At 66.0% G+C, this 12,649-nt stretch carries 11 protein-coding genes; 2 read left to right on the top strand and 9 right to left on the bottom strand.

What is annotated here, in order from left to right; all coding sequences use genetic code 11:
* Positions 1 to 35: 35 nt before the first annotated feature.
* Both chrA and E7T10_RS04360 read right to left on the bottom strand, forming a co-directional pair.
* Complete coding sequence (chrA, locus tag E7T10_RS04365) at positions 36 to 1,226, bottom strand: chromate efflux transporter (protein WP_125901474.1); 1,191 nt, start codon at positions 1,224 to 1,226, stop codon at positions 36 to 38.
* Positions 1,227 to 1,368: 142 nt separating this feature from the next.
* Entirely contained in the window at positions 1,369 to 1,644 is a 276-nt protein-coding gene (locus tag E7T10_RS04360) for a metal-sensing transcriptional repressor (RefSeq protein WP_046653321.1), read from the bottom strand.
* Between the two features lie 66 nt (positions 1,645 to 1,710).
* Here E7T10_RS04360 and E7T10_RS04355 point away from each other — a divergent pair, with 66 nt between their 5' ends.
* Positions 1,711 to 3,042 carry an MFS transporter gene (locus E7T10_RS04355; RefSeq protein ID WP_125901563.1) on the top strand — a complete coding sequence of 444 codons (1,332 nt, stop codon included), beginning with the start codon at positions 1,711 to 1,713 and terminating at the stop codon, positions 3,040 to 3,042.
* Positions 3,043 to 3,107: 65 nt separating this feature from the next.
* Here E7T10_RS04355 and E7T10_RS04350 read toward each other — a convergent pair whose 3' ends face one another.
* The 7 genes from E7T10_RS04350 to E7T10_RS04320 form a co-directional block, all read right to left on the bottom strand.
* Positions 3,108 to 3,749, bottom strand: a complete 642-nt coding sequence (locus E7T10_RS04350) for a transmembrane anchor protein (RefSeq protein ID WP_076224200.1) — start codon at positions 3,747 to 3,749, stop codon at positions 3,108 to 3,110.
* A gap of 14 nt (positions 3,750 to 3,763) precedes the next feature.
* The gene (locus E7T10_RS04345) at positions 3,764 to 4,495 is read right to left on the bottom strand and encodes a HupE/UreJ family protein (protein WP_125901473.1); all 732 of its coding nucleotides are present in this window, start codon (positions 4,493 to 4,495) and stop codon (positions 3,764 to 3,766) included.
* Positions 4,496 to 4,604: 109 nt separating this feature from the next.
* Complete coding sequence (locus E7T10_RS04340; protein ID WP_125901472.1) at positions 4,605 to 7,790, bottom strand: efflux RND transporter permease subunit; 3,186 nt, start codon at positions 7,788 to 7,790, stop codon at positions 4,605 to 4,607.
* A 14-nt stretch (positions 7,791 to 7,804) separates the two neighbouring features.
* On the bottom strand, positions 7,805 to 9,064 hold the full coding sequence (locus tag E7T10_RS04335) for an efflux RND transporter periplasmic adaptor subunit (protein WP_125901471.1): 1,260 nt from the start codon (positions 9,062 to 9,064) through the stop codon (positions 7,805 to 7,807).
* Positions 9,061 to 10,380, bottom strand: a complete 1,320-nt coding sequence (locus E7T10_RS04330; protein ID WP_137720877.1) for a TolC family protein — start codon at positions 10,378 to 10,380, stop codon at positions 9,061 to 9,063. The genes E7T10_RS04335 and E7T10_RS04330 overlap by 4 nt, the downstream gene beginning before the upstream one ends.
* A gap of 61 nt (positions 10,381 to 10,441) precedes the next feature.
* On the bottom strand, positions 10,442 to 10,855 hold the full coding sequence (locus tag E7T10_RS04325) for a hypothetical protein (RefSeq protein WP_246846095.1): 414 nt from the start codon (positions 10,853 to 10,855) through the stop codon (positions 10,442 to 10,444).
* 87 nt (positions 10,856 to 10,942) lie between these two features.
* Positions 10,943 to 11,170: a hypothetical protein gene (locus E7T10_RS04320; RefSeq protein ID WP_232464046.1), complete on the bottom strand. Its 228-nt coding sequence runs from the start codon at positions 11,168 to 11,170 to the stop codon at positions 10,943 to 10,945.
* 883 nt (positions 11,171 to 12,053) lie between these two features.
* Here E7T10_RS04320 and E7T10_RS04315 point away from each other — a divergent pair.
* Positions 12,054 to 12,383, top strand: coding sequence for a helix-turn-helix domain-containing protein (locus tag E7T10_RS04315; protein ID WP_125901467.1), 330 nt, complete (start codon positions 12,054 to 12,056; stop codon positions 12,381 to 12,383).
* Positions 12,384 to 12,649: the final 266 nt, after the last annotated feature.

The following is a 12,649-nucleotide window of genomic DNA, read 5'->3' as shown; positions in this document are numbered from 1 at the left end:
CGTGCTCACGCATGGCGCGATTGGACAATGAATCTTTAGAGCACGAGCTGTCCTGCAACCGCCCCGCTCAGAATGAGAATCGGTGTCCAGCGCGGTTTGATCCGCACGGCGGCGATCAGTGCGGCGATGAAGATCAAACCTGCGATCCACCACGTCGGCGCCGACTGGGCTGTGGTCCAGGCCAGTTGAAGCGAAGTGGCGGCGATGACGCCGACGACGGCGGCCGCCACGCCTGCCAGGAGGCGGTGCAAGGCCGGGTTCTCGACCACGGCCTCCAGGTGATTGAACAGCACCATCGAGAAGGCGAAGGCGGGCAGGAAAATTCCGGCAGTCAGCGCCAGCGCGCCGGCCCAGCCGCCGACCACATAGCCCGTGAAGGTGCCGAAAATCACCAGAGGCGCCGGCAGGACGCCGGCCAGCGCCACGCCATCTAGGAAGACGCCGTCCGGCAACCAGCCGCGTCCGACAGTGTCGGCGCGCACGTAGGGGATGGCGGTATAGGCGCCGCCGAACGTCAGCAGCCCGCCCTTCAACCCGGCGATGAATAGAGCGGCGAGTTGAGGCGACGGCTCAGCCGAGATCGCGATCGCAGGCGGGGCGACCTCCAGATAGACGCCGAACAGGATGGCGATGAAGACGGCGGCGACGGCAATGGCGACGCCTGCCCAGGGACGTTGCTCCAGGGCGTAGATCAGGCCGCAAGCCACAAGCGGTATCCAGAAGGGCGCATGGAGGAGAGAGGCGACGAAGGCCCCGATCGCTAGCGCCCACAGCAGACGGTCCTCTAGGACGTGGGAGCCGATCCGATGCACGGCGCGGATGATGATGGCGACCACGACGATCTGAACGCCCAAAAGCAGGCCGGTCAGGCCCGATTGTCCGACGATGAAGCGTTCATAGAGCCAGGCCGCCGCCAGCATCAGCACGAAGCCGGGCAGCATGAAGCCGAGGCCTGCGAGCAGGCCGCCGATCCGTCCCCGCGCCATCATGCCCATATGGACGCACAACTCGTGGGCCTCTGGCCCAGGAAGCGCCTGCATCACCGCCAGAAGGCGGTTGAAGCGCGGACTGGAAATCCATCGCTCTTCATCGACGAGGGTGCGGCGGATCATGGCGATCTGGGCGACGGGGCCGCCAAACGCCAGGAAACCGAACCGCAGGAATTTGAGAAACAGCGCCGCCAGCGAAAGGCGGGGCGGACCGAGGGTGTCTGGCGACGTAGTCATGGACTTGCCTCACGGGTCGCGCGGACGACGACGTGCGTTTGACGCATCGCACCAGCAGGGCAGCCGCGACTGCCTGCCCGCCCATCATAGCGTTACCGGAGGCGGATTGGCAGGGCGACGTCCTGCCGGTTGGAAGCTGACGTCACAGGTACTTGGTGATTTCCCGGAACTCGGCCATCGCCTGCTTCGCCTCGACAGGGTCGCCGTCAGCGGCATGGGCCAAGCAGTGGTCGATGTGGTCGTGAATCAAGGTCTTCTTCGCCGCCGCGACCGCCTTCTCGATGGCGTGAAGCTGTTGGGCCAGATCAACGCAGGCCCTCTTATCCTCCATCATCTGGATGACGGTCCGCATGTGACCCTCGGCGCGCTTCAGGCGCTTGATGACTTCGGGATGCGACGCATGAGAGATGTGTGCCATGCAATTTGACCTATCCCCCTGGTGGGGATACGTCAAACGCGAAAACGCCGCATCGAAAGGCCCGTGATGTTCTCTCCCCTCAGGAACGCCGCCTATCGTCACCTGTTCATCGCCCAGGTGGCGGCCCTGCTCGGAACCGGCATGGCGACCGTGGCCCTGGGCCTGCTGGCGCATGACCTGGCGGGCGCCAGCGCGGGTGAAATCCTCGGCGTGGCCCTGGCGATCAAGATGATCGCCTATGTCGGGGTGGCGCCTTTCGCCAGCGCCCTGGCGTCTCGACTGCCGCGCAAGACCCTGCTGGTTTCGCTGGACGTGGTGCGCGCTGGCGTTGCGGCTTCGCTGCCCTTCGTCAACGAGGCCTGGCAGGTCTACGGACTTATGACGGTGCTCTACGTCGCCTCGGCCGCCTTCACCCCGGCTTTCCAGGCCATGATCCCCGACCTGCTGGAGGACGAGGGCGAGTACACTAAGGCCCTGTCCTTGTCCCGACTGGCGGCCGATCTGGAAAGCGTCGCCAGCCCCGTGCTGGCGGCGGTGCTATTGGCCTTCATCAGCTATCACAACCTCTTCGTCGGGACCGCGCTGGGCTTCATCCTGTCAGCGGGCTTCGTCGTGACGGCGGTCCTGCCCAAGCTGTCGGCGTCGCAGAGCCTGCCGTTCCTGCGTCGTCTGACCGGAGGCGTGAAGCTGTTCGCCCTGACGCCACGCCTGCGCGGCCTGCTGGCGGTTAGCCTGGCGACGGCGGCGGGCGGCGCCATGGTCTTCGTCAACACTGTCGTCCTGGTGCAGTCGAACTTCGGCCTGTCGCAGCAGGCGACCGCCTGGGCCTTGGCGGCATTCGGAGGCGGGTCGATGACGGCCGCCTTCCTGCTTCCCAAGACGCTGGAGCGGGTGACGGATCGCAGCGCCATGGTGTCGGGCGCCGTCCTGATGACCGCCGTGCTCATCGCCGGTGCGCTGTTCGCCCGCAGCTATCCGGTGCTGATCGGTCTGTGGATCGTCATGGGCTTTGGCTACTCGCTGACCATCACGCCTGCGGGCCGCGCCCTGCGGCGGTCCTCGTCGGCGGCGGAACGGCCGGCCCTGTTTGCGGCCCAGTTCGCCCTGTCGCACGCCTGTTGGTTGATCGCCTATCCGGTCGCGGGGCTGGTGTCGGCCGAAGCTGATCCTCAGATGGCCTTCGTCGTTCTGGCGGGACTGTGCGGCCTCGGCACCCTTCTGGCGCTCTTCGTCTGGCCTGCGCACGATCCGCTGAACCTGCTGCACGACCACCACGACATGGAGCCGGATCACGCGCACCTGAGCGAGGGAATGCGCCCCGATGCGGAAGGCGTAGCACACGCCCACCCTGTCGTGATTGATGACAATCACCGCCGGTGGCCCAAGAATCGCGTGTGACGCCGTAAAGAAATCAGGGCGCGCCGTGCAACGGCGCGCCCTGTCTATAGGTGTCGGGATTTACGTCAGACGACGCGCTTGATCTCGGTATAGGCGCCAATGGTTTTAAGGGTGATGGTTACGGGCTGACCGGTGCGGTTGCGCCAGAACCAGCCATGGCTACCGGTAAAGGCCGCCGTCAGAACGCCTTCCTCCCTTTGGGAGGAGCCCTTGCCGTAGCCGTGGTAGGAGACGCCTGGTCGGTCTGCGTGGGTGTCGAAGTTGATCTTGCCGCCGCTGCTGGTCCAAGTGAAGCGCGCTGTCGCGCCTTCTTCCATGACCAGCTTGATCTCGGCACCTTGATCAGGCTGCAGCGTCAGGACGGTTTCGTCCGTGCGGCCGACGCTGGGCGTGGCCGTCGGGGCGGCGGCTGGAACGGTGGCGGCTGGCGCAACGGGGCTCGGCGACGCCGCCACAGGGACAGCATCTACAGCGGCCGCGTCAGCTGCGGCGTCGGCTTCGGCCTCCTTGGCGAGTTGCTGCTTGATGCGGCCCATTTCGGTGAGACCGAAGACCGAACCGATGCGGGTGGGGTCGACGCCGTATTCGGCGGGGAGAACGACGGTGACCAGGAGCACGGAGGCTACAGCGGCGGCGATGCCGGTCGACTTCAACAGTTGGCCCGTGGTCGGCAGGTCGGCTTTGGAGGGGCGGTTTGCGTTGTACATGAGGGTGTCTCCGATCACATGACGAAGAAGCCGACGAGCTGATAGCCCGTCAGAATGAAGCCGAGCGTCATCAGCACGACGTTGGTGAGGTAGGCGTGTTTCCAGAAGCCGTTCGTGCGGCGCCAGAAGCCCATCAGGATGAGGATGCCGCCCAGGGCGAGCAGTTGGCCGATCTCGACGCCGATGTTGAAGGCCACGAGGTTCCACAGCAGGCCGTCGGGCGATAGTTGGAAGTCCTGCAGCTTGGTGGCGAGACCGAAGCCGTGGAACAGGCCGAAGATCATCGTGGCCGCCTTGGTGGAGGGCTGGAAGCCGAACCACCTCTGATAGGCGCCCATGTTGTCCAGGGCCTTGTAGACGACCGACAGGCCGATGATGGCGTCGACCAGATAGCTGGAGACGCTGATGTTCATCAGCACCCCGAGCAGCAGGGTCGACGAGTGGCCGATGGCGAACAGCGTCACATAGATGCCGATGTCCTTCATCCGGTAGAGGAAGAAGATCACGCCGAACAGGAACAGCAGGTGGTCGTAGCCCGTGACCATGTGCTTGGCCCCCAGATAGACGAAGGGCCAGAACAGGAAGCCTGAGGTCTCCTGGATGTAGCCCTTGTCGCCTGCGGCGACGCCGTGGGCGAGGACCTGGCTGAGCAGGCCTTCAAGGAAGAGGAAGCCGACCACCAGGACCGCCAGGGTCCAGGGTGATCGAAGCCACGACAGTCGGTCGCGGCAGGGTGCGGAAGTCATGTGCATCCTTGCGATTGGAGTGAAGTGCGACGTCCGCCGTGGTCGGCGGGCGTCGGTGATGGGGTCGGCGCCGATGACCGGCCGCCCCGAAACGGGGCGGCCGACCGCTTCAGAGCGCCCGACGGCGGCGGAAGGGGAGATGGTCTAGCCAGGCGGGCCTGGGCCGATCGCCGGGGGCGTCCCGGCCGTGCACCAGGCTGTAGAGCGCCGGGAGCACGAGCAGGGTCAGGATCGTCGAGGAGACGATGCCGCCGATGACGACGGTGGCCAGCGGACGCTGGACCTCCGCGCCGGCGCCGACGTTCACCGCCATGGGGACGAAGCCGAGGCTGGCGACCAGGGCGGTCATCAGCACCGGGCGCAGGCGCGTCAGCGCCCCCTCCCGGATGGCCTGGCCCACGGGCTTGCCCTCTTCGATCAGGCCCCGGATGAAGCTGACCATGACGACGCCGTTCAGCACGGCCACGCCCGACAGGGCGATGAAGCCGACGCCGGCCGAGATCGACAGGGGCAGGCCCCGCAGCGCCAGCGCCGCCACCCCGCCGGTTAGCGCCAGGGGCACGCCGGAGAAGACGATGGCGCTGTCCCGCCAGGAGCGGAACAGGGCGAACAGCAGGCCGAGGATCAGCAGCAGGACCGCAGGAACGACCAACTGCAACCGCTTGGCAGCCGAGATCAGCTGCTCGAAGGTGCCGCCATAGGAAATCCAGTAGCCGGCTGGCAGATCGACTTCCTGTTCGACGCGCTCGCGCACTTCGCCGATGAAGGAGCCGAGGTCGCGGTTCCGCACGTTGGCGGTCACGACGATGCGGCGCTTGCCGTCTTCGCGACTGATCTGGTTCGGGCCAGTCTCCAGCGCGATCGTCGCGATCTCGCTGAGCGGCACGAAGCCGCGCGGCTGACCGTCTGCGCCCGGAAGCGGCACCTGGATGCGGCCGATGGCGTCGGTGTTGCGCCGCAGGTCTTCCGGCAGGCGCACGACGATGTCGAAGCGTCGGTCGCCTTCGAAGATTTGCCCGGCCGTGGCCCCGCCCATGGAGGCGGAGATCACCGACTGGACGTCGTCGATGCTTAGGCCCAGGCGCGCGATGGCGTCCCGGTTCGGCGTGATCTGCAGCATGGGCAGGCCGGTGACCTGCTCGGACTGCGGATCGGCGGCGCCGGGTACGGCGCCGACGATCTCTTCGATCTGGGACCCGAGCGCCACGAGTTGATCCAGGTCGTCGCCATGGACCTTGATGGCGACATCGGCCCGGACGCCGGACAGCAGTTCGTTGAACCGCATCTGGATGGGCTGGGTGAACTCGTACTTGCTGCCTGGCACCGCGTTCACCGCTTCTTCCATCTCGCGAACGAGCTGGAGTTTCGGCTTGCGGGGATCAGGCCAGTCCTTGCGGTCCTTCAGCAGGATGAAGGTGTCCGCGACCGAGGGCGGCACAGGGTCGGTGGCGACCGCCCCCGTGCCGATTTTGGCCACGACGCGTTCGACCTCCGGGAACTTCGCCAGACGGGCTTCGAGCGCAGTCTGCATCTCGACGGCCTGGGTCAGGCTGGTGCCTGGAATGCGCAAGGCGTGCATGGCGATGTCGCCTTCGTCCAGGTTCGGCACGAACTCCGAACCCATGCGCGAGGCGATCAGGGCCGCGCCCACGACGAGGGCCACGGCCACGGCGACCATGGCGACGCGCGTCCTCAAGGCGAAGTCGAGCGCCGGCTGATAGCCGGTGCGCGCCCAGCGCATCAGGAAGCTGTCCTTCTCCTGCACCTTGCCGGTGACGAACATCGCCACCGCCGCCGGCACGAAGGTCAGGGACAGCACCAGGGCGGCGGTCAGGGCGATGACCACGGTGATGGCCATGGGGTGGAAGGTTTTGCCCTCGACCCCGTCCAGGGCGAAGATCGGCACATAGACCAGGGTGATGATCAGGACGCCGAACAGGGACGGCCGGATCACTTCGCTGGAGGCGCGCGCCGCCAGGGAGAAGCGCTCGTCACGGGTCAGCAGGCGCCCCTGCTGATGTTGCGCCTCGGCGAAGCGCCGCAGGCAGTTCTCGACGATGATGACGGCGCCGTCGACGATCAGACCGAAGTCCAGAGCGCCCAGGCTCATCAGATTGCCCGACACGCCGGTGCGCACCATGCCGGTGATGGTCATCATCATGGTGATCGGGATGACCGCCGCCGTGATCAGGGCGGCGCGGAAGTTCCCCAGAAGCAGGAACAGCACCACGATCACGAGCAGGGCGCCCTCAAGCAGGTTCTTCTCGACCGTCTTGATGGCCCGCTCGACCAGGTCGGTGCGGTCATAGACGGGCGAGGCGATCACGCCGTCCGGCAGGGCCTTGGCGGCTTCCTCCAGTCGCGCCGCCGCCGCCTGGGCGACGACGCGGCTGTTTTCACCGGCCAGCATCAGGACGGTCGCCAGGACCGTCTCCTTGCCGTTCTCCGTCGCCGCGCCGGTGCGAAGCTGTTCGCCCAGGCCGACTTCGGCGACCTCGGCGATCCGGATGGGAACGCCGCCGCGCGTGGTGATGACGATGTTGGACAGGTCCTGCGCCGTCGAGGCCTGACCCGGCACGCGGATCAGCCACTGCTCGCCATAGCGCTCGACGTAGCCGGCGCCGACGTTGGCGTTGTTGCGCTCCAGCGCCGAAACGACTTCGTCCATGGTGACGCCGAAGGCGGCGAGCCGTTCAGGACGGGGCGTGACGTGGTATTGGCGCTCGAAGCCGCCGATGGTGTTGACCTCGGTGACGCCGGGCGTGTTGCGCATCTGCGGACGGATGACCCAGTCCTGCAGGGTGCGAAGATCCTCGGGCGAGTAAGGCGCGCCGTCGGCCTTGCGGGCGCCGGGCTTGGCCTCGATCGTGTACATGAAGATTTCGCCCAGGCCCGTGGCGATCGGCCCCAGTTCGGGCGACAGGCCGGACGGAAGCTGGCCGCGCGCGGTCTGAAGCCGCTCGTTGACCAGTTGCCGCGCCCGGTAGATGTCGGTCCCGTCCTCGAACACGACCGTCACCTGGCTCAGGCCGTAGCGCGAGACGGATCGGGTATAGGACAGGCCCGGCACGCCGGCGACGGCGGTCTCGACCGGGAAGGTGATGCGCTGTTCGGCCTCAAGCGGCGAATAGCCGGGCGCCTCCGTATTGATCTGAATCTGGACGTTGGTGATGTCGGGCGTGGCGTCGATCGGCAGCTTCTGGAAACTCCAGACGCCGATGATGACCGCCACGAGGACGAGCGCCAGCACGACCCAGCGATGCCGGATCGACAGGCTGATGATGCGTTCAAGCATGGTGACGCATCCCCCTAGTGGTCGTGGCTCGCGCCGGACTTCTCGATGTCCGCGCGAATGAGGAAGGCGCCGTCGACGACATAGGTCGTGCCGGGCTCGATGCCGCCCAGGACCTCGGTCCACTCTTCGGTGCGACGGCCCAGGTCGAGCATGCGCACCTCATAGGTGTCGCCGACTTTGGCGTAGACCACAGTGAAGTCGCGGAACGGCTGCAGCGCCTTGGTGCGCACCGCCAGCGGAACCTCGCCCTGGCCGACCTGGACCAGTCCCGAAACCCCGAGACCCGGCCGCCAGACGCCGCCCTGGTAGGGCAGTTCGACATGGGCGACGAGGGTCTGGCTGAGCACATCGTCGGCCGGCAGGATCGCCTCGATGACGCCGCTGGCCGTGTGCTCGCCCGCCTGGCTCTTGATCTCGATCCTTTGACCGACGCGAACGCGTTCGGCGTCGCGCGGATAGAGGAAGAACTCGGCGTGAAGCCGGGTCGGGTCGCCGATCGTCAGCATGGGGGCGCCGCCGCCGGTGATGGAGCCGGGGTTGACGTTCTTGGCGGTGATCACGCCCGAGATGGGCGCGGTGACCGAATAGGTCTGGAGGCTTTCGCTCGACTCCACGCGGGCGACGACCTGCCCACGCGAGACGCGCTGGCCCAGTTCCACGGTCATCGACATCACCCGGCCCGGATAGCGGGCGTGAACCTCGGCCTGGCCCTCCGGCGTGATCTCGACGCGGCCGCTGAGCGGCAGGCTCTCGCCGAGAACGGCGGGGCCGGCCTGCTGGGTGGTGACGCCGCCGGCTTGGGCTGCGTCGGCGCTGATGACCGTCCGACCCTCATAGGACTGATAGGTCCAGGCCGAGCGCTTGCCCGCACGAACGGCGCTGACCGCCACATCGAACGAGTGGGGCTCGGACACGACGCCCGGACTGGCCAGGTAGTCGTTCGCAGGCGTGAAGGTGAAGCGATCCACCTTCGGCCCCAGGCGGCTCAGGGCGATGTTCGCCTGCACCTGCTTGGGGTCGAGCGGCTTGTCGTTCAGGTAGGGATAGAGGCGGAACAGGGGTTCCGGCCCTTCCTCGTAGATGGTCACCTCGATGGCGAAGTCGCCGTCGCGAAGCAGACGACCGTTGTGCGGTCCGCGTTCGTAGTCGGCGGCGGCCGCCGCCTCGCCTTCAGGTTTGGCGGCCTTGTCGCCGCCGCCGCAGGCGGCCAGCGTCAGGGCGACGGCGGCCAGGACGCAGCCGAGCGCAGTCGCGGAAGTGCGGGACGTCTTCATGGTTGGGTCTCCAGGCCGAGCAGGTCGGCGTGCGCGCCGGTCAGGCGGTCGAGCCGCGCGCGGTCGTTGTGGAAGGTCTGCAGCACCGCGACGCGACGGGCCTTGGCCTGCAGCAGGGCCGCATGGGCGCTCATCACGTCGTTGTAGGTGAAGCCGCCGCGCGCGAAGCCCTCGCGGACCAGGACAACGGCCCGTTCAGCCTGGGGCTGGGTTTCCTCGGCGATGCGCCGGGCTTCATTGGCGCGGGCCAGAAGCTGCCCCTGAAGGCGGGCGATTTCCCGCTCGCGCTCCAGGCGCAGGGCGTTCTGATCGGCCTGGGCCGCCAGACCGTCAGCGCGGGCGCGGTCGATAGCGCCCTGGTTCCGGTCGTAGCGTTGCAGCGGTACGGACCCGCCAAAGACCAGAGCCACCTCATTGTCCCAGATGTGCCGTACGCCGACGCTGACCGTGGGATCGGGCACGGCGCGGGCCTGCTCCAGGCGAACCTGGGCGTCGGCGATGGCCTGGCGGGCGCGGAAGGCTTCAAGGTCCGCCTGGGCCACAGCGCCGGCGGCGACGCGAGCGGCGCTGGTGTCCTCGAAGTCGGAGGCCCCCATGCGGAAGTCGGCGGCGCCGTCCCAGAATTTGGCCAGGACGATGCGCGCGACGCGAACGGCGATCTCGGCCTGATCGAAATCGATCTGGGCCTGGGCCAGTTCGGCCTCGGCGCGCGCCCCCGCGAACAGGGGATCGCGGGCCGCGTTCACGCGACGCTGAACTTCCGTCTGGAAGCGTTCCGCGAGCGAAAGCCGCTCCCGTGCGATCTCCAGCTGGGCTTCTGCCGCCATGGCGTCGACCCAGGCGCGCTGCACAAGTTCGAGGCGATCCAGTTGCCCGATCTGGGCCTGGGCCGTGATCAGCAGGCCTTCGCTTTGCGCCAGGCCGGTGCGGGCGGATCGATCGCCTCCCCGTTCTAGCTTCTGCTCATACGTCAGGGTGGTTTCTGTTCGCCCCAGAATGTCGCCGCCGCCCAGGGTGGGCAAGTTTTCGACCATCAGACCCAAGGTCGGATTGGGGCGAAGGCCGGCCTGGCGAACGCCGGCCTCAACGCCGCGCAGGCGCGCGTCGAGGCCCGGTCGCGCCGGATCGGCGGCGGCGGCGCGCCGCAGCGCGCCTTCAAGGGTGAGCGCCCGGCCAGATGCGGCTTCAGCAGAAGCCGGCGACTGGGCAAGCACAATGGCGGGCGGCGACCATGCCGCAGCCAGGGCGAGCGCGAGGGCGGATACGGCCGCGCCTCGCCCTCGCCATCCGACAACGCCGGATTGGGAAGGTTTCAAGGGATGTCTCCAACAGGACGCGCACGGCCGCGAGGCCGCGCAGGATCAGCTTTTCAGGCGATCAAGCGTTCTGTCTGGGAGGTTGGAGCGGCGCGTCGAGAACGGCGCCGGGCGGCACGGCGTCGGGCGCCGGGCCAAGGTCGAGCGAGGTCACCACGCCCGCGCCGGTCGGATGGACAGGCGTCGCCAGGGCCACATGAATGTCGCCCCCGCTGTGATGGTGATGGCTGAGAGGGGATTTGCCGCTTTCATCGGCGACATCCATCGCCTGAGGGTTAGCCGAGCCATCGTCGTTCGTCGCCGCGTCATGGCTGTGACCGTGGTCATGGTCGTGAGCCAGATCGGCCGTGTCTTCATAGGAAACGCCAGGGAACTGAAGGCCGTGTTCGATCCTGTGCTGATTATTCTGCACGCCATGCATCTGCACCGCGACCATGACGGTCACGCCCAGGCAAACGCAAAGGAAACGGAACAAGCGTGGCAAATCGAAATTCCCCGATCGAATTTCGTTACGGGGAAACCGTCGACGATGCAACTGCGTGAGGGTCGCAGCAGTTTGGCCCTACTCGCCTTTATAATCGCGCCGTCGCTTCAGTGGCTCCTGGTCCGGAAAGCGTAGCTGCACTCCGGCTCCGAGCATTCCTGCAGGGATGAATACGACACCAGCGTCTTCCAAAGTTGCAACAAGCAACCGTGCATTTGCCGTTGTGACGGGCGCAGCGGCGTTGGTGCTTTCGGCCTTTCGAACGGTGTTCAGCGCCAGCCCCGTACGCTCAGCCAGATCGGACACGGACATATTCAAAAGCCCGCGCGCTGCGCGCAACTGCGCCCCAGTAACGACGGCGCCGGAGGGGCTTGTGTCGCGCTCAGAATTCATGATTGACCAATAGCACCATATTTGATAAATAGCACCAATACATGAATGGAGGTGCCTCTATGAATGACGTTAAACCGGATCAACCGACTTGTCCGCTCCATGGAAAGCCGAGCCAACGCCGAACCTGCCGAAGCTGCAATGCTGCCTACATGCGCGGCTACCTTAGCGTTGCGCGTAAAACTCGTCCCACATCCGCGCTTTTGACGCGAGCACGTCAGCGCGCTGTCCGTCAGGGCGTGCCCTATACGCTTCGGCGTCAGGACATCTCCATGCCGCGCCGTTGCCCCGTTCTTGGTCTGCCCTTGACCGTGGGTACGGCGAGGTCCGCCAGTTCCCCCTCTCTTGATCGGATCAATCCCGCCAAAGGCTATCAGCCTGGCAATGTCAGGGTCATCAGCGACCAGGCTAATCGCCTGAAAAGTAACCGCAGTCTTGAAGAGGTCGTCCGACTGAGCCAGCGAGGGGCGCCTGAACGACGCGCGCAATATGCTGCCGTTGCGGCCTACATGGAGCGGGAAGCGCTCTTGGCTGAGGTGAAGCGAAAGGCGGCTATTGACCCGTCTCCGAGCAGACCTTGGCAGGTGATTGCTGATTTCTTGGAGAACTGCTTTCGCGAATACATTCCGCGATAATCACGATTCAATGTAGATTTTGTTTACGATAATACTGAATTAACCAACAAATCGTCTAGTTTTTGCTATTTTTTCTTGACTAACGTTTTCGGTTAAGTTTTCGTAAATCTCACTATTAACTCGCACTGACCCACAGGAGATGTGCAACGAAGCAAGGAGAAGCCATGAAGAACGACGAACGTGATGCGCCTAGCCTGAGCCCGCTGGAGAACCGCTGGCTGACAGCCGAAGAAGCCGCCGCCTACATCGGTGTGAAGGTCGAGACGCTTTCGAAATGGCGCCTTCGCGGCCACGGCCCTCGCTACTCGGCCGCCTTGCGGCGCGATCCGCGCTATCGCCTGTCCGACCTCATGGAACACATGGCCGCTCAAATGGTGTCCAACACCCGCGAAGCGCGCACCGTTCGCATCTCCTATGCCGCTGACCACTCCCCGATGACGCTGCGGCGACCGACGCGCCCGTTGCGATCGGTGCAATCCACGGATCGTGGTTAGCCTCCCCGACGCGCGAACCCTTCACTCGACGGCTCCATCAATTTCACGCCGCCTCGCATACCTGAGAGGCGGCGTCCTCGTACCCCGCCGGCCTAAACATCAGCGCGCCGTCAGGCGCTGGCAGCGCGATCGGTGCTCGTGGATGTGGGGCTTTGGGGCCATATGAACGTTGCCCAAATTGAAGGGATGAGGCCTCACCAATTGTAGGACGCCGCATGTCAGAATCTCTGACACGCGGCGCCTGGGGCTGCCTCAAATGCATTGAC

This window comes from Brevundimonas sp. SGAir0440, from assembly GCF_005484585.1.
Classification (GTDB): Bacteria; Pseudomonadota; Alphaproteobacteria; order Caulobacterales; family Caulobacteraceae; genus Brevundimonas.
Note: the sequence above shows the minus strand (reverse complement) of the source record. Positions and strands in the feature narration are given on the sequence as shown.

Excerpts from the sequence above, each read along its gene's own strand:
- chrA (WP_125901474.1), bottom strand. The coding sequence starts at position 1,226 with ATGACTACGTCGCCAGACACCCTCGGTCCGCCCCGCCTTTCGCTGGCG.
- E7T10_RS04360 (WP_046653321.1), bottom strand. The coding sequence starts at position 1,644 with ATGGCACACATCTCTCATGCGTCGCATCCCGAAGTCATCAAGCGCCTG.
- E7T10_RS04355 (WP_125901563.1), top strand. The coding sequence starts at position 1,711 with ATGTTCTCTCCCCTCAGGAACGCCGCCTATCGTCACCTGTTCATCGCC.
- E7T10_RS04350 (WP_076224200.1), bottom strand. The coding sequence starts at position 3,749 with ATGTACAACGCAAACCGCCCCTCCAAAGCCGACCTGCCGACCACGGGC.
- E7T10_RS04345 (WP_125901473.1), bottom strand. The coding sequence starts at position 4,495 with ATGACTTCCGCACCCTGCCGCGACCGACTGTCGTGGCTTCGATCACCC.
- E7T10_RS04340 (WP_125901472.1), bottom strand. The coding sequence starts at position 7,790 with ATGCTTGAACGCATCATCAGCCTGTCGATCCGGCATCGCTGGGTCGTG.
- E7T10_RS04335 (WP_125901471.1), bottom strand. The coding sequence starts at position 9,064 with ATGAAGACGTCCCGCACTTCCGCGACTGCGCTCGGCTGCGTCCTGGCC.
- E7T10_RS04315 (WP_125901467.1), top strand. The coding sequence starts at position 12,054 with ATGAAGAACGACGAACGTGATGCGCCTAGCCTGAGCCCGCTGGAGAAC.